18 protein-coding genes and 1 riboswitch are annotated in these 21,950 nt (G+C 42.8%); of the genes, 11 read left to right on the top strand and 7 right to left on the bottom strand.

All coding sequences use genetic code 11. The annotated features are described in order from the left end of the window. The first annotated feature begins 179 nt into the window (after positions 1-179). Positions 180-959 (top strand): methyltransferase domain-containing protein, encoded by a 780-nt coding sequence (locus AAEY93_RS13355; protein WP_124013034.1) that lies wholly within the window; start codon positions 180-182, stop codon positions 957-959. Positions 960-984: 25 nt separating this feature from the next. Here AAEY93_RS13355 and rnhA read toward each other — a convergent pair whose 3' ends face one another. Then, positions 985-1,458: a ribonuclease HI gene (gene rnhA, locus AAEY93_RS13350; protein ID WP_124013035.1), complete on the bottom strand. Its 474-nt coding sequence runs from the start codon at positions 1,456-1,458 to the stop codon at positions 985-987. Between the two features lie 77 nt (positions 1,459-1,535). On the opposite strand from rnhA, the gene dnaQ reads away from it, so the two are divergent. Together dnaQ and AAEY93_RS13340 are read left to right on the top strand one after the other, a co-directional pair. After that, complete coding sequence (dnaQ, locus tag AAEY93_RS13345; RefSeq protein ID WP_101031066.1) at positions 1,536-2,264, top strand: DNA polymerase III subunit epsilon; 729 nt, start codon at positions 1,536-1,538, stop codon at positions 2,262-2,264. Positions 2,265-2,335: 71 nt separating this feature from the next. Beyond that, the gene (locus AAEY93_RS13340; RefSeq protein WP_351077560.1) at positions 2,336-3,613 is read left to right on the top strand and encodes a TIGR03503 family protein; all 1,278 of its coding nucleotides are present in this window, start codon (positions 2,336-2,338) and stop codon (positions 3,611-3,613) included. Positions 3,614-4,092: 479 nt separating this feature from the next. Here the strand turns inward: AAEY93_RS13340 and AAEY93_RS13335 are convergent, their stop codons facing one another. After that, complete coding sequence (locus AAEY93_RS13335; protein ID WP_124013037.1) at positions 4,093-6,234, bottom strand: TonB-dependent receptor; 2,142 nt, start codon at positions 6,232-6,234, stop codon at positions 4,093-4,095. 264 nt (positions 6,235-6,498) lie between these two features. Continuing rightward, positions 6,499-6,598: riboswitch (TPP riboswitch) on the top strand. 209 nt (positions 6,599-6,807) lie between these two features. Between AAEY93_RS13335 and thiC the strand changes: the two genes are divergently transcribed. The 8 genes from thiC to AAEY93_RS13295 all read left to right on the top strand — a co-directional run bounded on the left by thiC (position 6,808) and on the right by AAEY93_RS13295 (position 15,368). Beyond that, positions 6,808-8,826, top strand: coding sequence for a phosphomethylpyrimidine synthase ThiC (gene thiC / locus AAEY93_RS13330; RefSeq protein WP_351077526.1), 2,019 nt, complete (start codon positions 6,808-6,810; stop codon positions 8,824-8,826). Positions 8,827-8,831: 5 nt separating this feature from the next. Next, positions 8,832-10,550, top strand: coding sequence for a bifunctional hydroxymethylpyrimidine kinase/phosphomethylpyrimidine kinase (locus AAEY93_RS13325; RefSeq protein WP_124013039.1), 1,719 nt, complete (start codon positions 8,832-8,834; stop codon positions 10,548-10,550). Beyond that, positions 10,547-11,389 carry a HesA/MoeB/ThiF family protein gene (locus tag AAEY93_RS13320; RefSeq protein WP_164839475.1) on the top strand — a complete coding sequence of 281 codons (843 nt, stop codon included), beginning with the start codon at positions 10,547-10,549 and terminating at the stop codon, positions 11,387-11,389. The genes AAEY93_RS13325 and AAEY93_RS13320 overlap by 4 nt, the downstream gene beginning before the upstream one ends. Next, positions 11,376-11,603, top strand: a complete 228-nt coding sequence (thiS, locus tag AAEY93_RS13315; protein ID WP_124013041.1) for a sulfur carrier protein ThiS — start codon at positions 11,376-11,378, stop codon at positions 11,601-11,603. Before AAEY93_RS13320 ends, thiS begins: the two co-directional genes overlap by 14 nt. A 2-nt stretch (positions 11,604-11,605) precedes the next feature. Beyond that, positions 11,606-12,421 (top strand): thiazole synthase, encoded by an 816-nt coding sequence (locus tag AAEY93_RS13310; RefSeq protein WP_124013042.1) that lies wholly within the window; start codon positions 11,606-11,608, stop codon positions 12,419-12,421. Further along, positions 12,418-13,533, top strand: coding sequence for a 2-iminoacetate synthase ThiH (thiH, locus tag AAEY93_RS13305; RefSeq protein ID WP_351077520.1), 1,116 nt, complete (start codon positions 12,418-12,420; stop codon positions 13,531-13,533). Before AAEY93_RS13310 ends, thiH begins: the two co-directional genes overlap by 4 nt. A gap of 87 nt (positions 13,534-13,620) precedes the next feature. Further along, a complete protein-coding gene (locus tag AAEY93_RS13300) occupies positions 13,621-13,908 on the top strand; it encodes a chemotaxis protein (RefSeq protein WP_101031084.1) in 288 nt (95 codons plus the stop codon). A 2-nt stretch (positions 13,909-13,910) separates the two neighbouring features. Continuing rightward, a complete protein-coding gene (locus AAEY93_RS13295; protein ID WP_351077517.1) occupies positions 13,911-15,368 on the top strand; it encodes a putative metalloprotease CJM1_0395 family protein in 1,458 nt (485 codons plus the stop codon). 236 nt (positions 15,369-15,604) lie between these two features. Here the strand turns inward: AAEY93_RS13295 and AAEY93_RS13290 are convergent, their stop codons facing one another. From AAEY93_RS13290 to AAEY93_RS13270, 5 genes are all read right to left on the bottom strand, one after another. Then, entirely contained in the window at positions 15,605-16,504 is a 900-nt protein-coding gene (locus tag AAEY93_RS13290) for a LysR family transcriptional regulator (protein WP_351077514.1), read from the bottom strand. Between the two features lie 108 nt (positions 16,505-16,612). After that, positions 16,613-17,743, bottom strand: a complete 1,131-nt coding sequence (locus AAEY93_RS13285) for a DUF3541 domain-containing protein (RefSeq protein ID WP_351077511.1) — start codon at positions 17,741-17,743, stop codon at positions 16,613-16,615. Continuing rightward, positions 17,721-19,523, bottom strand: a complete 1,803-nt coding sequence (locus AAEY93_RS13280; RefSeq protein WP_351077508.1) for a hypothetical protein — start codon at positions 19,521-19,523, stop codon at positions 17,721-17,723. The genes AAEY93_RS13285 and AAEY93_RS13280 overlap by 23 nt, the downstream gene beginning before the upstream one ends. Beyond that, positions 19,486-20,442, bottom strand: coding sequence for an alpha-L-glutamate ligase-like protein (locus AAEY93_RS13275; RefSeq protein ID WP_101031094.1), 957 nt, complete (start codon positions 20,440-20,442; stop codon positions 19,486-19,488). Before AAEY93_RS13275 ends, AAEY93_RS13280 begins: the two co-directional genes overlap by 38 nt. Then, a complete protein-coding gene (locus tag AAEY93_RS13270; protein WP_124013049.1) occupies positions 20,442-21,950 on the bottom strand; it encodes a UUP1 family membrane protein in 1,509 nt (502 codons plus the stop codon). The genes AAEY93_RS13275 and AAEY93_RS13270 overlap by 1 nt, the downstream gene beginning before the upstream one ends.

Below are 21,950 nucleotides of genomic sequence, written 5' to 3'. Positions count from 1 at the left end.
TTTCAACCATGAGTGAACTAAAAAGCTTGATTGACTCTGAGTGATAACAACGTTAATCATGTTGGTATAGTGTTAATTTATGCCATGTTAGACAGTATTAATGATCGGTAGCTGAAAATTAAATAAGCTATGGTAGAGTTGACTCAGTAAATCTGACATTTTTAAAGTTGGCGGGCTCCATGTTAAAACCCCATATTTGGCAAGACTTACCTTTTGGTGAATTGTTACAAGCCGAGATAGAAGCTAAATTAGCACCTTGGTGGCCGCGCATATTTGGCTATCATTTACTTAAAGCAGGGGCGTTAAGCAGCCAGCTAAACAGTCTACATTGCAATATTGCACGACACTTTAGTGTTTATGACGGTGCGGATGCCAGTATTCAGGCCGATCCTCATCATTTACCGGTACAGCAAAGTGCCATTGATGCTGTGCTAAGTTGTTTTTTACTGGAATTTGAATCGGATCCCTATCAAATTTTACGTGAATTCGATCGGGTGCTCATTAGCAGTGGTTATATTTTTATTGTTGGGTTTAATCCTATCAGTCCAGCTTTTATCGGCAAAATCCTGCCAAAATATCAAACTCAATTACCTTGGAATGGGCAATTTTTTATGCCATCAAGAGTTAAAGATTGGCTCGGATTACTGGGTTATCAAGTTTTAGCGGATGAACGCTTAATGTACCATTCGTTATTAGGGCAAAGCGGTGTCAATATGCCTTATCAAGCCAACAAACCTCAACAAACACCATGGTGGCAAAAAAGTATTGCTAATTGGTTGCCCAGTACCGGCAGTGTCTATTTAATCGTGGCTCGAAAAATGACCACACCGCTTACGCCAATAAAAGATAAATCAAAGCTAAAAGCACCTAATTGGTCAACCGCACCAACAGCAGGCCGCACTGGATTAACTCATACCCAACGTATTAAAAAACCATTGTTAAAACCGACAAAATATTAGCAATACATAAATCATAGTTAAGCCATTACTCTGGCTTATAACCCGTATCGGCTTGTTGAGGCTTAGCTTCGGCGGCTTTTCGAGCCAATACGTCACAACGCTCGTTTTCAATATGGCCTGCATGGCCTTTTACCCAGTGCCAGTCAATTTTGTGTAATTGACTGGCCGCATCTAAACGCTTCCATAAATCGACATTTTTGACCGGTTGTTTGGTTGAGGTTATCCAACCCTTTTTCTTCCAACTATGGATCCAAGTCATAATGCCTTGACGCATGTACTGGCTATCACTGGTTAAAATAATATTACATGGTTCATATAAAGCTTCTAAGGCAATAATCGGGGCTAAAAGCTCCATGCGGTTATTGGTCGTTAATGAGAACCCATCGGCTATTTCATGGTGTTGATGTTTATATTTCATTACCACGCCATAACCGCCAGGTCCGGGATTTCCTAAGCAAGAGCCATCAGTAAAGATATTCAGCTGTTTGAGTTCGGCCATCAAATTGTTACCATAGCGAAATATTCGCGCCAGTATACTCAATTTATACCAAGGCGAGGGCTGAATGAGTAAAAAATATGAACATAATTTCCAGTGCTAGTCGTCAAGTCATTCTCGATACCGAAACAACCGGTATGAACCAAGCGGGTGGGCCAATACATATTGGTCACCGAATTATCGAAATTGGTTGTGTTGAAGTGATTAATCGTCGCTTAACGGGTCGAACGTATCACCAATATATTAATCCTGGTCAAGCGATTGATGAGGAAGCTATTCAAGTTCACGGTATTAGCAATGATCGTGTTGCTAACGAACCGCGGTTTCACCAAATAGCGAAAGATTTCATCGATTTTATCGATGGCGCTGAAATTGTGGCTCATAACGCCAGCTTCGACGTGAGCTTTATGGATCATGAGTTTTCGAAACTCAATCCTATCGGGCCGAAAACCAAAGATATTTGCAGTATTTTAGACAGTTTGGCGATTGCGAAACGTTTACATCCAGGCCAAAAAAACAATCTAGATGCACTGTGTCGACGTTATGGTATCGATAACGGTCGCCGTACGTACCACGGCGCGTTACTCGATGCAGAAATTCTTGCTGATGTTTACTTAATCATGACGGGTGGACAAATTAAGTTTAATTTGTCTAATGAAAAAGCAGGCTATGAAGCTGGCGGAATAAAAAAAATCGATCCAGTTGCGTTTAATCTTAAAGTCGTCGGTGCGTCTGCCGATGAAATACTATTACATGAACAACGACTTGATCTCATTGCGAAGTCAGGTAAATGTCTCTGGAGAGGGTAAACCAACCTTATATGATTGCCACTCGCACCGGTTATCTTGCAATTGCTTGTTTATTTTCGCTTGGTCTCATCATGGCTTGGCAACCTTATGCCCAAGCTTCAATGGTCATAGCATCCCAAGCTGCAGAACTTAAAAATCGTTTTCGAATCGATCATATGGTTGATAATCTAACCTTGGTGATTCAACGCACCTATGGTTCTGCTCCTGTGGTGGTGATTTTACCTGATGGCAGTAAATGGTATTCAAATCGTCATCCCCAGACCGTAAAATGGGTGGATGGTCTTGCTGCCGATATGATTTATATCGAAAAGCCGATGCCAGGGCCTTGGCAGTTACTCGGTAATGTGGTCCAAGGCTCGACCATCAAAAAAATCTCTAAGTTGGACATTGAGGTACAACCCTTGCCACAACCCCTATATCAAGGGGAAAGGCTGAAAGTGACCGCTAGACTCTTGGGTGATAAGTTAACCATGAGAATGCCGGGTTTAGATTACATGGTTGAGTGGACGGCTCGTTTTACCAGTGAGCGCCTTGCTAGCGATAATAATTTTGCAACAGGAACCATTATTGTTGGCGCGTATCAAGACAATGGTGAAAAGTTAGATGAAGTGCCAGACGATGGTATATTTACCGGTAACCCTAATTTACAACAACCCACCGGCCATTATGTGCTCAATGTCACTGCACGAAATGATGTGTTCGAACGCGAATATGTGATGCCTTTTGAGCTTTCGCCACAACCGATAAACGTTAAAATGGAGCCCAATAGCGACCCATTAAAAGACATATGGCAAATACAATTATCGGTTGATGAATCTGTTGTTTTGTTAGCACAAACTCATTTTGAGTTTGAATTAGTGGGGCCTGCCGGGTTAAAACTGCCGATCACATTGCAAACCGTGACCAGTCCAGATCAAATTTTATATCTACCTAAAGTGACCAAGTTTGGTAGTTATCGGGTTAAAGGTTATGTGGTGTCGACAACAGTCGATGGCCGTGAAATCGTCCTTAATTTACCAGAAATGTTTTTCAATTTAATCGAACCGGCTGCGCCTGCGCCAACAGCCCAAGCGCTGGCTGAAAAAGCGGCCATTCAGGCTGCCATTGAAGAACAAGTGGCCAAGGATAATGCCATGTTTTGGATTATTACCATTAACGGGGTACTCTTTTTAGTCGGCGTTGTTGGTTTGTTGGTGTGGCGTAAAAAGCAGACATTGGCAAAGGCGATGGCAGCGGCAGAACAAAGGTTAAACAAAAATCGAGTCGATGAAGATAAGCCCAAAGACAGTATTCTTCAAAGCGTCGACTTAGATGATATTGATTTGAGTATCCCAGACGATAAAACCTAAGCCGCCAACTCGAGTATTGTTTTACCAAATATTAGCGGCTGACAATGGACAATATGTTTTGTGTCTATCTAGCACTCCGTGAAAGGTTAGGACGCTTTATTAGAGATAGTCGGTCTATCACAAGTATCGAAGACAAATGTGTAGTCCCATAAGCTCCGTCAAAATAAGACTAAAATCTCTACATCACGATAGACGTTTTTGCTTTAACACCAACAGCAGCAGTAGCTCAGTTGGGCCCACAATGTGATTTATATTGTTTGGCCCTAATTCCATGAGTGAATTCCATGAGTGAATTCCATTCGTGGTTTTTTCGCTTCATTATTAATGGGCCGCGGTCTGTCACTAAGGGCTCTGCGGGGTCATTCATTTAAAAATCAGTGGCAGATTGGTAATGCTTCAAAAAAGTGTTACTAACGTATGAGGATGCCACGACTTAACCAAACGTAAACTTGATTTTTTTAGCACGCCTCTGGTGTCAATTAGAATGCGAAACTAACATTGAGCTCCAATGAGCGGCCTGCACCGGCTATTGGTTCAAAGCCGTTACTGCTGTCTGCTTTGTATTGTGCAACACTGACACCGCCCAGCGGCAATTGATAATAGTCATCGAGTAGGTTGTTCACTGCGATGGTCATTGTCACATCTTGCCATTGAATACTGCTGCTTAAGTTAAGCCGTGAGTAACAGTCTGTTGAGTTTTCTAAACGCTGACTATCAACGCGATCTTTGCTTGCAACCCATTGCCAGCTAACACTATTTTGCCAATCCCCCCGTTCTTGCTGTAAAGCCAACTCAGTTTGCAAAGGCTTTATTTGATATAAGGGCTCGTTACTGTCATTTCTTTCCCCGCGAGTCGCACTGACATTAGCGACCATTAGCCACTTACCACTGCTGTTTTCTGCTAGTTGATATTCAGCATCCATACGTGCGCCAAACAGGGTGGCGTCAACATTGGCAAATTGTAAAATATTACGCCGAGTATTGGCCATTGTGGTTTTGTTAAAATGACCTACCACATCGGCATCGATATAGTCTTTAATGGTGCTATACCAGGCGGTTGCACTAAAAGCTAAATCGTCTTGTACCAGCTTGTATGCTGCACTTAAGGTATGTGCCGTTTCGGCGCTAAGATCAGGATTACCAATATAGCCATTTGCATCACCGTACCAACCAATCATAGTCGTGGCCATGGTGCTTTGACCCCAGCTATAGCGTTCATATAAATTAGGCGCGCGGCTCTTTCTCGCTAAGCCTAATTCAATGACTTCGGTATCACTCAATTGATAACGCGCAAGCAGGGTAGCGTCGATAATATTGTCATTGCGCTTACGATAAAGGTCATTGAACTCGTTAGCTGCGGTAGCATTCACATTTGTCATGCCCATCATGCTCATGGTGTTGTAGGGTTGTACTTCACCTGTGCTTGTTGACACATATTCATAGCGTACACCAGCCGACAGCCACCAACGACGATTTAAGGTTTGCTGCCATTCACCATAAAGAGCTGCGCGTTGACGCTTGCCGTCATTAATATTGATATAATCATTGGGCCCCATCATGGTAGAACCATTAATAGCAGGCCAAGTATCATCAAGTTGATAAACATAATATTCTTGCCCAATCAGCAAGGTACTGTCTGAACTTATGGGTAATAGCCAATGCAGTTGGTAGCTGTAATCTTTACCTGTGGTTTCCATTGGCATCATGCCGATTTTTTCGTCAGTAAAAAATCCCATTTCATGTTCAACACTGTGCCAATTGACTTGGGACGTGAACAGACCTTCGTTATCGAGTTGCAATTGATAGCGGGCTAAAGCGCCATAACTGTCATTGTTAGTCATGTCCATATATTGGTTGGCAAAACCTTGATAAGGAATATGCTGATGTGTGAGTTTAATGGCAATTTGTTGGCTATCGTCTTGCCAAGCTGCGGTTAAGGCATGATTTTGTGATTGGTATAGCGTGTCTAATACTTTATCGCCATGACCATCGGTATAGCTGTTTGCATCTTCAAATGAGCCTTGATAACTAACACTGAGTTCTTTGCTTGCTAGGGTCGCATTGACACCAGCTAAAAAGGCGTCGCTAGCGCTGCGATAACCTGCAGCCACATTACCGCTGTGCCATGTGACCGTATCGCTATTCGCAAAAATGGGATTTAAGCTACTGATTTTTATCACACCGGCAATATTATCGCCGCCAGCACTGACAGGAGATACCCCCGCGACCACCTGCGCAGAACTGATTTGATTTGCAGACACATAGGAGAGCGGCGGATTCATGTGATTGGCACATGATGCGGTAATGTCGCTGCCATCAATAAGTATCTTAATGCGATCGCCCATCATGCCATTTAAAATAGGTAAGGCTGATACGCCACCGGCTTGTGAAAAATCGACGCCTTGTTTTTTGAGTAGATTTTCTGCTGAGCCTAACAGGTCTTTATGTGCAGTTTGTTGTCCGTGTACCGTGACGTGTTCAATGCGAGAGCTATCTTGTGCAGTGTACTGCTTAGCTATCACTTGTGGCGTAATGGCAACACTGATCGCCAATGCGATTGATGAGTAAAGCCAAGGAGTATTGCTTAATACATTAAGTGTTTGCTCAGTCGATTTTGTCAAAACGATCACCTTTTTCGGTCAAGGATATGTACCATTGATGAATGCTATTAATGGTACATATGAGATTTGAAAAAATTATAACCTGCTAATAAACTTAATAAATGCGGCATATTGTCGCACCTTTGTTTAAACTTGCGTCATAGGATGAGTTAATATTTTAATGACACATGAGTCAGGCTATCCACTACGCCGATAAGTGATGATATTGGTACTATTTACACATTAAGGTCTTGTTATTTTGATACAAGCTTGCTTATACTGGCGGACATCTTGTCGGAGTGCCATTATGGCTGAGACCGTTTATTCGGGATCCGTTGAACCTGATCAGGCTAGAACCTGCGAAGGAAACAAGCGTAATAATCATGATTATTGAGGAAGATAAATAAAGTATTAACAACAGAATAAGTGATGCTTAATCCCGGGTCTATTTATCGGTTTTGATATCCTGTTAGGTTATTATTTTACTATTTTTTACATATGATTATTAACGTGAACAATAGCGTTTGTATTGTTCACTGCTGCTATCAACACCTCTCCAGACAAGCAACTCTACTCTTAATAATGAGGTTGCTAATGTCAAATCCAAACCGTCGTCAAACTCGAGCTAACGCTCAACAATTTATAGATACCCTTAAACCGTTACAACACCCTAATTCTGAAAAAGTCTATTTACCCGGCAGCCGCGCGGACATTAATGTTGCTATGCGCCAAGTTAATCAATCTGATACCGTGATGGGTGGCAGCGATGCCGAGCCCATCAAGCAAGCTAATCCGCCTATTATGGTGTACGACTGTGCCGGTGCTTATTCTGATCCCCGAGCCAATATCAACGTCCGCCAAGGTTTGGCTAAAATTCGCCAAGCTTGGATTGATGAACGTGCTGACACCGAACAATTATCCGCAGCAAGTTCTGGTTTTACGCAGCAAAGACTCGCCGACGATGGTGTAGACCATTTACGTTTTGATGCTCTTGTTGCCCCGAAACTCGCTAAAACAGGCAAATGTGTGACCCAAATGCACTATGCTCGCCAAGGCATTATCACCCCAGAAATGGAGTATATTGCCATTCGTGAAAACATGGCTCGCAGTGAGGTTACAGACAGTGTACTGACTCAAAAAGCACCTGGGGAAGCTTTTGGCGCGCATATCGGCCAGTTAATTACCCCTGAATTTGTTCGCGATGAAGTGGCTCGAGGTCGAGCGATTATTCCGCTTAATATTAATCACCCAGAAACTGAACCTATGATTATTGGGCGTAACTTTTTGGTTAAAGTGAATGCCAATATTGGCAATTCAGCAGTGACATCTTCAATTGAAGAAGAAGTTGAAAAACTGGTGTGGTCCACTCGTTGGGGCGCAGATACGGTAATGGACTTATCGACAGGGCGCTATATTCATGAAACGCGTGAATGGCTTATTCGTAATTCTCCAGTGCCTATTGGCACAGTCCCCATTTATCAAGCATTAGAAAAGGTTAATGGGGTTGCTGAAGATCTTAATTGGTCAGTGTTTAGAGATACCTTAATTGAACAAGCTGAGCAGGGAGTGGATTATTTTACTATCCACGCCGGCGTGTTATTGCGTTATGTGCCGATGACGGCTAAACGCTTAACCGGTATTGTGTCGCGTGGCGGTTCTATTATGGCTAAGTGGTGTTTAAGCCACCATAAAGAAAGTTTCTTATATGAACATTTTCGCGATATTTGCCAAATTTGTGCTCAATATGATGTGTCGTTGTCATTAGGCGATGGCATGCGCCCCGGCTCTATTGCCGATGCCAATGATGAAGCCCAATTTGCAGAATTAGCAACCCTAGGTGAGTTAGTTAAAATTGCATGGCAATATGACGTGCAAACGATTATTGAAGGCCCTGGTCATGTGCCGATGCAGCTGATTAAAGTCAATATGGAAAAACAATTAGCCCATTGTGACGAAGCGCCATTTTATACCTTAGGCCCACAAACCACCGATATTGCTCCTGGTTATGATCATTTCACCTCGGGGATTGGTGCTGCCATGATGGCCTGGTACGGCGTGGCAATGTTGTGTTATGTCACCCCCAAAGAGCACCTGGGTTTACCTAATAAAGATGATGTAAAGCAAGGACTCATCGCGTATAAAATTGCTGCCCATGCGGCAGATGTGGCTAAGGGACATCCTGGGGCTCAAGTGCGAGATAACGCCTTATCAAAAGCACGTTTTGAATTTCGCTGGGAAGACCAATATAACTTAGGTCTTGATCCTGATACCGCACGGGCTTATCACGATGAATCATTACCGCAAGAGTCAGCTAAAGTGGCCCATTTTTGTTCGATGTGTGGACCCAAATTTTGCTCAATGAAAATCACCCATGAAGTGCGCGAATATGCCGCTAATCTTGAGCAAGCACAAGCGCTTAAGATTGAAGTTGCTTCAGCTAGCGCTTATCAAAGCCACCCTCTAGATCAACATTCAGATCAAACTCAAACCTTGAGCCAAACTGAGGCGATGGCGCAAAAGTCGGCGGAATTTAAAGCCGCTGGATCGGCGATTTATCATGAGGTTAAACCGGTTGTAAAAGCCGATATCGACTTAACGGCTGAGGTTGAATAATCACTATGAATTCAACGACGCTTGTCAGTGAATACATAACGCCAACACCACCTATTGTTTGGACTATAGCCGGTTCAGACAGTGGTGGTGGGGCTGGTATTCAAGCTGATTTATTAACCATGCAGGATTTATCGTGTCACGGGTGTAGCGTGATAACCACCTTAACCGCGCAAAACTCCGTTAGTGTAAGCCTGGTTGAGCCTGTTTCTGAACCTATGCTATTGGCACAATTTGCGAGTTTACTGGCTGACTTACCGCCAGTTGCGATTAAAATCGGACTGTTGGCATCCCAAGCTCAGGTAGACCTATTGGCGGAGTGTTTGACTCAAATGCGAATGACGCGAAAGATTAGGCCGTTTGTGATACTTGATCCTGTGATGGTCGCCAGCAGTGGTGCTAGCTTTAATCCTATGGATCTCGATTTTAGTCCTCTTATTGGCTTAATTGACTTATTAACCCCTAATCAACATGAATTACGCCGCTTATGTCGTCATTCCGTTTTGGCACAACATCGAACTGATGAGATAGATGTTGAACCGCCTGTTGAGTCATCTAATAGATCATCTATTGAAATAAACACCGTTAGCACTTTGCAACAGCAGATGATCAACAACGCTAAGTGGTTATCAGATAGCTTTAACTGCCATGTACTCGCCAAAGGAGGTGATGCCCTGTGGCAGCACCAATTTGCGATAGATATTTATGTGAGTAAAGCCGTAAAGGGCGCCAGTATTGCCCACGATAATGCATCATTTACATTAACCAGTCCGCGGATAACCTTGAGCAATAATCATGGCAGTGGTTGTACATTATCATCTGCTATTGCATGCTTTATCGCCCATGATTTGGTGGTGCATGACGCTATCGTATTGGCAAAAGCTTATGTCAGTAAAGGCTTAGCATTAGGCTTCTGTCCTGGGCAAGGTGCTGGTGTGTTAGCCCGAACGGGTTGGCCCGATGATCTAGAGGTTATGCCGTTAATCAACTTAATCACATCAGGCAATCTAGCTCAAGCTTTTACGGTTAAGCGCGCGGCGCATAATGGCTTTACAGGCTTGCTTCAACCGTTAGGTATTTATCCCGTTGTTGATGATCTTAATATCCTAAAACAACTGCTAGTAGTAGGTTGCAAGACAATCCAATATCGCACTAAGCTCGATCCAGATGCAGACTGTCAGCCGCGATTACCACTGGAAAACAATATCATCACTGCGATTAAACTGGGTCGCGAGTTTCATGCTCAGTTATTTATCAATGACCATTGGCAATTAGCGCTTAAACACGGTGCTTTTGGGGTTCACTTAGGTCAAGAAGACATGGCAAGTGCAGATTTAAGCGCGATTGCCGATGGTGGACTTGCATTAGGCTTATCCAGTCACAGTTATTTTGAAGCCTTGTTAGCCCACCAGTATTCACCATCCTATATTGCCCTCGGGCATATTTTTGCCACCACCACTAAAAAAATGCCATCAGCCCCCCAAGGGGTCAATAAGCTGACTCGTTATGTCAGCTTATTTTCGCGTCATTATCCAACCGTAGCGATTGGCGGGATCAATCTCAGTAACCTTGCGTTAATTGCTAAGACAGGGGTGGGTGATGCTGCGGTTGTCAGGGCTGTGACCACTGCTGTAGATCCCGCCAAGGCTTATCTAGCCTTGCATCACAAATGGCTACAGCTTACACGGTCGTTACCGCAAGTGAATTTATCTGCGGAGGGCGTATGAACACTTTATCTGATAGGCACTATATCCAGTACTCGCGCACCATGTTACTGAGCAATATAGGGGAAGCGGGTCAACTTGCCATTATGAATAGCGCGGTGGTGATTGTCGGCGTTGGTGGATTAGGCCATGTAGTGGCGCATTACCTCGCGGCAGCAGGTGTTCAGCACATGCTGTTAATTGACCACGATGTTGTTGAGTTATCAAACTTACCAAGGCAACTGTTGTTCACGGCCGCAGATATTGGCCAAGCAAAAGTCAAGGTTGCAAAAAAGGTGCTAAGTGCTGCTTACCCTGAGATCAACATCGATGTGCTAGCGGGAAAAGTCACGGCCCAGCATTTTAATAAGCTTGCCAAGCAACAGATGAGTAAAACCGTGGTGTTTGACTGCACTGATAATGTCAGTGCTAGGCAGCTTATTAACCAAATGTGTGTTGAGCATCAATTGACACTGGTTAGTGGGGCGATCAGTGGTTATCAAGGACAAGTGTTTTGTATTGATTTTTCATGTTCAGGCTCAGATTCAGACCCATATTCAGACCCAGGCTCAAATTCACCATGCGGTTGCTATCGTTGTTTATATCCACTTGATATGGACATGGCGCAAAATTGTACCCAAGCAGGCGTGCTTGGGCCTGCTGTGGGTATTATTGCCAGTATGCAAGCGCTGGTGGGCATACAACATATCAGTAATACCTTTACCCAATACGGTATTTTACATCATTTTAATGCTAAGGATTTACGCTGGCAGCATGCCAATATGACTCGAGACCCAGACTGTGAAATGTGTCATCAGCAGGCATTAACTCAGCATGCGGAGCAGCCTAATGACACATATTGATAGCCACTCTCAGATAACGTTGCAACTCAATGGGGTCGAACAAATCGTTCGGGCTAATTTGAATGTAGCCGAATTATTGATTTTATGTGATTTACCCACTCAGTCTGTTGCCATCGTCGTCAATGATAGTGTTGTACCACGAAGCCGTTGGATGCATATATTGTGTCAAGCGAACGACAATATTACGGTCTTTTCTGCCGTTGCTGGAGGTTAATAATGTTGACGATAGCCGATCATCAATTCTCGTCGCGTTTATTTACCGGAACGGGAAAGTTTGCAGATCACAACACTATGTTACAAGCGATAGCCAGTTCGGGGTCGCAGTTAGTGACTTTGGCCATGAAGCGTATCGATTTAACACGCGGCCATGATAATTTACTCGGGCCATTGCAAAGTCTGGGGGTAAAATTACTGCCCAATACTGCTGGGGCGCGTAATGCAAAAGAAGCTATTTTTGCCGCTGAGCTGGCTTATGAAATGCTCGGTACTAAATGGATTAAACTCGAAATTCATCCCGATCCTAAATATCTACTGCCCGATCCCATTGAAACACTGATAGCGGCCCAATACTTGTGTGAGCAAGGCTATATTGTTATGCCTTATGTGCATGCCGACCCTGTGTTATGTCGGCGACTAGAAGAAGTCGGTTGCGCCGCAGTCATGCCTCTTGGCAGTCCCATTGGCAGCAACCAAGGCTTAGCGACGGAAACCTTTTTACGCATCATCATCGAACAAGCCACTATACCAGTGATAATCGATGCTGGAATTGGCGCGCCATCACAAGCTTGCAGGGCCATGGAAATGGGCGCCGCTGCAGTATTGGTTAATACCGCGATTGCCAGTAGTGCTTATCCTCAGAAAATGGCCAAATGCTTTGCTGATGCGGTTGCTACCGGAAGACAAGCATATCTTGCCGGATTAGGCGCAGTAAACCATCACGCTGATGCGACAAGCCCATTAACGGCTTTTTTGACTGATTCATCAATAAAGGTACCAATCCCGACAGCTCATATTATGAGAGATTCAACATGACGTATTCTACGGTCTTTTCGCAATTGGCTCCCGATGCGTTATCGATGAAGCTGTATTCGACTACCGCCAAAGAGGTCGAGTTAGCGTTACGTAACCCTAGCGGCAATATAGACAGTCTTTTAGCGTTATTATCGCCGGCGGCAATGGCATATATTGAACCAATGGCGCAGCAAGCTGCCCAGCTTACACGGCAACGATTTGGTGCCAATATTGGTCTTTTTTTGCCTTTGTATTTGTCTAACCTGTGCGCTAATGAATGTGATTATTGTGGTTTTAGTATGAGCAATAAGGTCAAGCGTAAAACGCTTACTCAGGAAGAGTTAGCCGCAGAAATTGCGATTATTAAACAACGAGGCTTTGATTCGATATTATTGGTGTCTGGCGAGCATGAAACCAAAGTTGGAATGGGATATTTTGAGTCGATGTTACCGATAGTTAACTCGGCTTTTAATTACGTGGCGATGGAAGTTCAGCCGCTGGATACTCATCAGTATCAACGTCTAGGACAGTTAGGGGTCGATGCCGTTATGGTGTACCAAGAAACTTACCGGCCACACACTTACGCTAAACACCATACTCGCGGTAAAAAACAAGATTTCATTTACCGTTTAGATACCCCAGACCGATTGGCAAAAGCGGGGATTGATAAAATTGGCTTAGGGGTGTTACTAGGACTCGATGATTGGCGATTAGATGCATTACTCATGGGCTTTCATCTAGATTACTTAGAGAAAACCTATTGGCGCAACCGATACAGTATCTCGTTACCTCGTTTACGCCCCTGTACTGGCGGTATTACGCCGAAAGTTGAATTAACCGATGCAGGCTTAGTACAAATGATTTGTGCATTTAGATTGTTTAATCCGCAGCTTGAAATCAGTTTGTCGACTCGCGAGCTACCGTCGTTGAGGGATAATTTACTCCCTTTAGGCATTACCCACATGAGTGCAGGAAGCTCAACTCAACCAGGTGGTTACATGACACCAGACAGTCAGCTTGACCAATTTGAGATCAGTGATAGTCGCTCTGTTGAACAAGTTGTTACTCAAATGAAACTACGGGGGATTAATCCCGTATGGAAAGATTGGGAGATGGGTTGGGTTAAAGGCTAAAATATAGGTTAGTTGTGTTTGAAAACTATACATATTAGTCGATTTAGCCCATACTAAATCGACTTTTTAGGATCAGGAGCGGTTATTATGCAAGTTCAATCAGCGTATGCATCAGGTGTACAAGGATTGCAAAGTGCTCAACAAGGTTTAGCCCAAGCGACAACATCTGTTGCAATGCCAGATCAACAAAAACCGGCGGTGCCTAGCTCATCGACACAAGAGACTGTGACATTAAGCTCTCGTGCTGTTGGACAAACAGATACCACAGCGGCCTTAGTGTCTGCGACTGAATCATCCAATCAAGCTCAAGCATCCTCGAAAGTGATTGAAGTGGCATCTGAGACAGTTGGTAGCTTGATTGATATCCAAGTGTAATCATGAGTGCGTTAATGGTTTCCGCTAACACAGGGTCAGTTATCAATGCTGCCCAAATAAACCATCGCAATTCATTATCCGCACCAGAGGCTCAAACGACTGGCTCTCAAGCAACTAGCTCTCAAGTAAGTAGCACTAAAATAAGTAGCACTAAAATAAGTAGTTCTAAAATAAGTAGCACTCAAACAAATAACGCTCAAATCAATAACGCTCAAGTCAATACTACCCAAGCGATAACAACTAAATCCATAGACACCCAATCTGCAGCCGTTCAGTCTAATTGGGTTAACAATAGTTTGGTTAACAATAGTTCGCTTAAATCCAGCTCTAACTCAATTCAAGCAGCGGCTACATCGACATTTAACGCGTCAAAAGACCTCAAGGTTAATTTACCCAGTACGGATACTCAGCCGGGTTTTTCGTCTAGCATCTCAGACAAAAATGACATTCAGTCTAAAAAAAACGTCGGTGCTGATCCACTCCACAGTTACCATTTTAAAAGTGGCCCACTCAATCTGGCTGGTGTATTGAATCGTTCACAAACTCAAGTGCCGGCTCCGGGCGTTGTTGCACCAACATCAGTTGGTACAGGGATATCAACCAGCACGAGTAAAAGTGATACGGCTAATACACAACAACCAGCGGTTAATCATATTAATAAGCCATCGGTCAGTTCAGCTACACCCATAAATGACACTGCGGGAACTGCATTGTTAGATGATTCCAAAGCAACTGCAGAGCCTCAAGCATCAAACACCCAAGATGAGGCCGCAGCAAAACAAGTTGAGCAAAAGGTAGCAACAAAACAACAGCAAATAGAGCGAGCTGAAACAATACAGATCGACCAACTCACGCAGCGAGATACCGAGGTTAAAACGCACGAAAAAGCCCACGCAGCAATAGGTGGCAGTTTAGCCCAAAGTCCAAGTTATCAATATGAAAAAGGCCCAGATGGGCGTCGCTATGTTGTCGATGGTGAAGTCAATATTGATGTGTCGACCGTAGATGGCGATTCCCAAGCAACGTTAAGTAAAATGCAGAAAGTGTATGCAGCAGCAATGGCCCCTGTGCAACCGTCAATGGCGGACATTCATGTTGCGGCGCAAGCATTAAAAAACATCAATGATGCAAACCAAGAGTTAATTCAACAAAGCCAACAAAACACTGGGTCTACACAAAAAAGTCAAAATACCTCTGAGTCCGGTAACCTTTTTACGGCCTCAGATAATCAGTCAGGATCCACTTCAATAACTCATTCCCACAATCCTATCACGCCTAATAGCCGTACTTTAACGATAAATGACACCCTTGGTGCCGATGAGACTAATATGAATTTATTATCCTCCAGGCGGCCATTATCAGCAGAGCAGGGCCATCTTACTGTTGCAAATGAAACGGTTGTAAAGGGTACCCATAAGGCTGAAATAAACTCAGCTCGTCAAATCGAAATTTACGTGTAATACCCACCTTTATCTATGCCTCATCAGGTATTAAGTTAACATTCGCTAAGCCTAGAAAAGCTACCATGCTGAGTGGTTAGATTATGTTGCGTATTGTGAGTCTATTGCAAGTCAATGCAACATAAGTAGCTGAACAAGTGGCTGTTTGATAACCGTTTATTATCCCGACCGAGGTTAACTAGATTAAAGTGACATTTAGACTTACTTAATGGGAAGAAAACATCTTCTGCTGATAATTAATCATTAAATGGTAAATTATGTTGTTTTAAAATTAAGTTTTCTAATAATTTACAGGCCGGCCCTTGCTGATCGCGATTCGGTATTACTAAGTTAAGCATTATTTTTCGCTGATAACTGCCGCGCAAATGTAATCGGATGAGTTGTTTATTAGCAATTTCTTGTTCGACTAAAAAACTGGGTATCCAGCAAAAACCTATATTACGTGCCAAAATTATTTTTGCTTCATGAAAGTTAGATACGGTCCAACGCTGTTCTGCTTTTAACCAACCAATATCATTGGTGGCATTTATGCCAGTATCTTTAATGACAATTTGTAAGTGTTGTGCCAGTTGTTTGTCGTCCTCAATCACGTCTAATTGGGCCAGTGGATGCTCGGGATGACACACAAGTTCAAAACTTAATTCACCTAATGGCTCAGAAATATGGCCTTTAGGAGGGGTGGCACAGATAGCAATATCGACTTGATTAGTTTTTACTAATTCGTGAGTGCCAGAAATAACCGAATCAATAATTGTTACACGAGTGCCACGACTTTCAGGTAAAAATGCCGTTAATGATCCAACCAGATCGTCCATTGGATAAACAATCTCTCTGGCAATGGTTAGGTTAGGTTCCCAACCCTGGCCTAAATTACAGGCTAATTGTTCAAGCTCTTCAACCGATTGAGTTAAATGACGGGAACGACGCAGTAACACTTCACCTTGTTCAGTTAAATAGGCTTTTCGGCCTTTTACTTCGAGTAGATTAATGCCTAATTGGTGCTGCAATTTGGCCACCGCATGGTTTAGCGATGATTGGCTTTTATTGAGTTTCTCTGCTGCCTGAGCATAGCCGCCAAAATCAACGACTGCTTGGACAATCCGCCATTGTTCTAGAGTTGATTTTGCTCGGCTCATTAAGTGTTCTCTTTACAGGTGACAGAAATTGAAGGAAAAAACCATAACATCTTTTTATGTAAACAAGACAAATGGGGCACATTTGTCTTCAATATATACAGGTCTTATTTAGTGTAATTTAGTATCACTCGCAGATGCTTTAGGCTTAACTAATTTAGGTAGATGTTTCTTAGTACTAGCAATATCATTTAAATATGGGCCTTTATGTAATGTTTCAGGCCAATCTAGTAACATCATCGCCAACACGTTTCTGTGTTCGCCGCTGGATAATTCCGCTTTACCATGAGGAGATGGGATCATCATAGTGTTTGGATCGTAGGCTGCAATCACATGTTTTTTCACTTTATCGACAACAGGATTTGAACCATTGCCAGTGATCAAGAAACTAATACCCACTTCAGTAATAATATCTTCTGTAGTGTCCGTTAAAATACGATCGATATTCTTTTCGAAGTAATCTAAAATCCACTGATGTTCTTTTGGATCCACTGGGTATTGATAATACCCGCTGGCTGAAAAAATAAAGTGAGTCATGCCATAAATTTTATTTTTGTATTGGCCTTTTTCAAGCTGATCATCTTTGCTGTTTGGGTATGTGTTAATAAAGGCCTTTTTGTAAGCCTCATAATAGTCGCCAACACCAATTTGTTTCGCCCAGTACACATAGTTTATTAACTGTGCAGCCCAAGCTTGGATCATCTGTTTATCGGTTAACGCGGGTGCTAAGTTGGCCTTTTTTAGGGTTTTTATCATTAAATCATGACAAGGTCCGGTAAAGCCAAACTCATCGACACGGCTGGCATAACGTAATAAGACATTGCTATACAACATAAAGTTAGGGTAGGGGGCGATGGCTTTTTTACGTGCTTGGCCACGTGGGCCGTTACCTAATTTATCCACTGCAATTTTTGATTCACTTTTAATAAAACCTGGTTTATCCAGATTACAGGAATAATAGGCTTGGCGTTCAGCAATGGTGAGTAGGTCGATTAATGAACCGTTGGCATATTTGGTTTCACCCGTCATACGGAATTGACGAATGGCATAATGTCCTTGGACTCGTGGGGGTAATGAATAAAGATTGGTCTCTAAATTGGCTTTAATCCCATGATAAACTTGTTCAGCCGTTAAATTATGAGCTACTTTTTCAACGGGCTTTGTTGCGAAAACCACACTACTAAACAACGTAGCTGACAATAGTAAGTACCAGAGTGCTTTACTCTTGTGTAGTACCAGCATGTTTAAATCTCCTGATGAGTGAATGTGGGTCAATCGGTGGGCCAATAAGCTGCTCAAGTTTATCGTTTAAGGTTAAATCTGTTTCGTTGACAACCAGTAAATTAAATATCTCTATAGTCGATATTTTGGCTGGTGTCTCAGTAATGATCAATTGAGTCAATGCGGTTTGCCATAAAGGACGGTAATGATTAATGCCTTTATTAGCAATCGCTTGATAACTATATATTGCATCTGTAGCGTTTGGCCATTGTTGACCAAAGCTTTGTTCAAAAGCCGCTGATAGTTGTTGATTATGACGTAACCAATTATCTTGCTCAGTCCCCTTAAAATCACCTTTATATTGATAAAATGCCAGTGCCACTTTTGCTCTGAATACCCATAATTGTTGCTGATATTGCTCTGCTAATTGATAGCGTTCAGACAACCTGGACAAGTTAAGTTGCTGTTTAATGTAGTGAACTAACCACTGCGTTGCAATAGCATGGGCATCGCTGTTTTGGCCTCGATGGTTGAGAAAATAAAACTGGCCACCTTGAGCTAAGGATACTATTGCTTGGCTCAAGGCGTTAATTAATTCGTGTTGTTGTGTTGTGCGAGTTAATTGTTGTGGAAAACTGAGCACATATTGACCAAATTGATGACCAACCACAGTTTGTTTTATCAGTTGACCATCTACGTTGACACCAGGTTGTAACTTACCTGGTGGGTAGGTAAAAATCTCACCCAATAATCTTTGTTGATGCCAAACTCGAATAATTTGCGTGTCACTCAAGGCCCTATGTTGACTATCATCAGTGGAGGGATCTTTGTCTATAGTCGATTTTTCTACAATGATTAGCTCAAACTTGAGATCTAAAGGCTTAAGGCTTTGCAATATTTGCTGTAAAAATGCATTCGCAGTTACCGTATCCATGTTCGATGATTTACTGGCACGGCCTAAAGCTTGGGCAATATTCCATGGCGCGATATTTAGATTGGTTGTTTGCTCGGCTAAAAATTGCGCTAATAATAGAGGGGTTAAACCATGAGATGACAGCTGTGCCTGTGCTGTATTGCCATATTCTTGAAGCATTGCATGCTGCTGTTGCAGTTGATGGATCAATGCCAGTGCAGGGGCTTGTTGGTCTTTAGTTCGAACTTGATAGGCGAGCCAGGCTTGTTTTCTGCAGAGTTCATTAGGTTGTTTAATTAAATACTTGGCAATACTAATATCGATATTGGTAGTACTTTCATGCTTAATTGCTTCATCAGTATTGGCTGCATTGGTTAATACACAATCTTGCTGATTAAATTGCAATGTAAATTGCCGCGATGACAATGCTTGATTAATGCTGGCCTGGGCGCTGTGCAGTTTTGACTTTTTGATTAAAGTCCATTGCGACCGTTTTATCGCAACTAAACGTTGTGCAAACTGATTATAAGGTGGTGCAAGGTGTTGTAACTGATCGATTAGGGATTGGGTTTTCGGGGCTGTAGCTAAAGCATAAAATTCATCGGCAAGGTGGAGTTGGCACCATAATAAGCCTTGTCTACTGAGGTTATCATTGGCAAAAGGGCGGTAGTATTGAATTCTGTCGTTGATATTATTTAACGCAATTGTGCGTTTTTCAAATTCAACAGCTTGTTGTTCAAACGACTGAAAAGTGACAAGGCTATCTTGTCCTAAGTCAGGTTGATATTGTAAGCACTGTTCAATGAACAGTGCTAATGGACCCGCCACCGCGTTTGAGGTGGCTAATAGATTAAAAAATAGGGTTGCTACAAAAATGCTTTTTAGCATAAGCCACACGTTCCTCAACTGACATTGCTGAGCTTTTCATCGCTTCAACATGCTTAAGTCGAGGTAACATCCCTCTACCATTGGCAATTTGAATGGTTAAACCTGGGCGAGCATTTAATTCAAGTAATAATGGGCCTTTGTTTTTATCTAACACCATGTCAGTACCTAAATACCCTAACTCACACATTTCATAGGCACTCGATGCCGTATGAAGTAAAGTTTCCCAATGAGGAACTGTGATGTCCGACAGAGGGAAGTGAGTATCAGGATGTTTATCAACGGGTAAGTCAAATTGCACTGCATGTAAACTGTTTCCGGTGGCGATATCTAAACCCACACCCACAGCGCCTTGGTGTAAGTTTGCCTTGCCATCAGATGCTGAAGTCGATAAACGTAACATTCCCATGACAGGAAAGCCTTTAAACACAATTAAGCGGATGTCAGGGACACCTTCATAGCTTAGGCCTTCAAACACCGGATCAAATTCAATTAACCCTTCTACAATCGCGACATCTGGCTTACCACCCAGTGAAAATAATCCACTTAAAATATTTGATACATGACGATAAATTTCGCTATGCGTCACTTCATGACCATTGGACTTGTAATAACAGCCATTGCTCACTCTGGTGATCACCATAATGCCTTTACCGCCAGAACCTTTTGCCGGTTTTATCACAAAACCGCTACGGTCTAGGACCATAGCTGGAATTTCTTGGATTTTATGTTGTTGGTGAACAACCCCAATTAAATCGGGAACCGCAATGCCATTAGCCAGCGCAAGTTGTTTAGTAATCAGTTTGTCATCAACGCGCTTATAAAACTTGCGCTGATTGTAACGACCAATATAGCTAATATTGCGCCTGTTCATGTTGAGTACACCGCTACGGCTCAATTCCCAGGGCCAGGCGTACTTCATTATTGCTCTCCAACTAATGGTTTAAAGCGTTTTAGCTCAGTTAAACGGTAACCAGTGTACTGGCCCATCACTAATACCAAGGCTAAGATCACTAAATGAATACCCAAGAAGTTAAATACCCAATATTGGACTATTTGATTGTCCATGGCTAGGTATGCCAATGTTGCTACAAACAAGCTGCCGCCACCTGAGACAAAGACTTTCTTAGGGCCTTCTTCTTCCCAGAGAATCGACATACGCTCAATGGTCCACGCTAGGATGATCATTGGGAAGAAGGTTACAGTGAGTCCTTCATTTAAGCCTAATTTGAATGAGATTAAGGTAAATAACCCAATAATGAAAATCACCACAATAATCACCGCCGATATTCGGGAGATCAGTAGTAAGTTGAGGGTCGACAGATAGGAACGGATCATTAATCCACAGGCTATAATCAGTAAGAAACCAATTAAGCCTGTTAATAAGGTGGTTTGAATAAAGGCCATGGCAATCAATACCGGCATAAAAGTACCCGATGTTTTGATGCCGACAATGACGCGCAAGAAAACCACCACTAATACCCCAATAGGAATTAATAGAATGCCTTTAAAGGTGCTTTGTTCTTCAAGCGGTAACTGATACAAGGAAAAGTCCCACGCATCGTCATTCATCATCATGTCAATAGAGGTTGCCAATGCGGAGCGAGTATCCTTTAACATTGAGAAATTCACTAATGAATTAGTCCCCCCCATAACATCAAGCACTGAGTGTCCGGAATATTCCCATAACACTAGCGTATTATCACGGCCTTTCTTGTTGTTTGGAACGTCAAAAAGTATCCATTCACCATCATTATAAATCTGAACGTATGATGTGAGCTGCTGACGACGTCGTTGATCTTCGAGTTGCAAACCATTAATGATCCGTGCCGGCACGCCTTTTGAGTGCAACATATGCACAAACAAATTTGTTGAGGTGTTGGCTGATAACAACAACGCCATATTTTGGCTTTGATCATTATCATTAATTAAATTCATTAACTGCTGTGCAAAAGACAAGTTTGTTGCACTGCGGATCCATACTTCTTCAATTATTTGGTCTGCTGCTGATTTTTCTGTTGCAGGCCATAAATAAGGTTCAGGCGTAAGGGGTTCTTCATCTGTTTCAATATTGAGTTTGCCTGTTGGGACTAGCGTGACTCGATAATACAGTGCTTGTGGGCCTGAAGCTTCGCGAATTGACCAAACGGCACGGCGATTATCGGTGTCAGCGGAAATATTTAAGCCATAACCTGATGACGAAGCATTCTCGACCAATATGTCAAAGGCAGGATCGTTAGGTAATGAAAAATTAACTTCGGCGGGTTGGTTTGTACCATTAAAACTGACCTTGGCATCTATGGCCCAACTTTGCACTTGTTCACCCGGTAAAAAAGGCACATTGTGCTCAATACCACGGTAAATACTGGCACTTATCCCTGCGATAAACAGCAGTACAACGAATATGTAAAACGGTTTACGAGAATGCAT

Source organism: Shewanella sp. CAL98-MNA-CIBAN-0140 (assembly GCF_040309905.1).
Taxonomy (GTDB): Bacteria; Pseudomonadota; Gammaproteobacteria; order Enterobacterales; family Shewanellaceae; genus Shewanella; species Shewanella psychromarinicola.
This window is presented reverse-complemented; position numbering and strand designations above follow the sequence as displayed.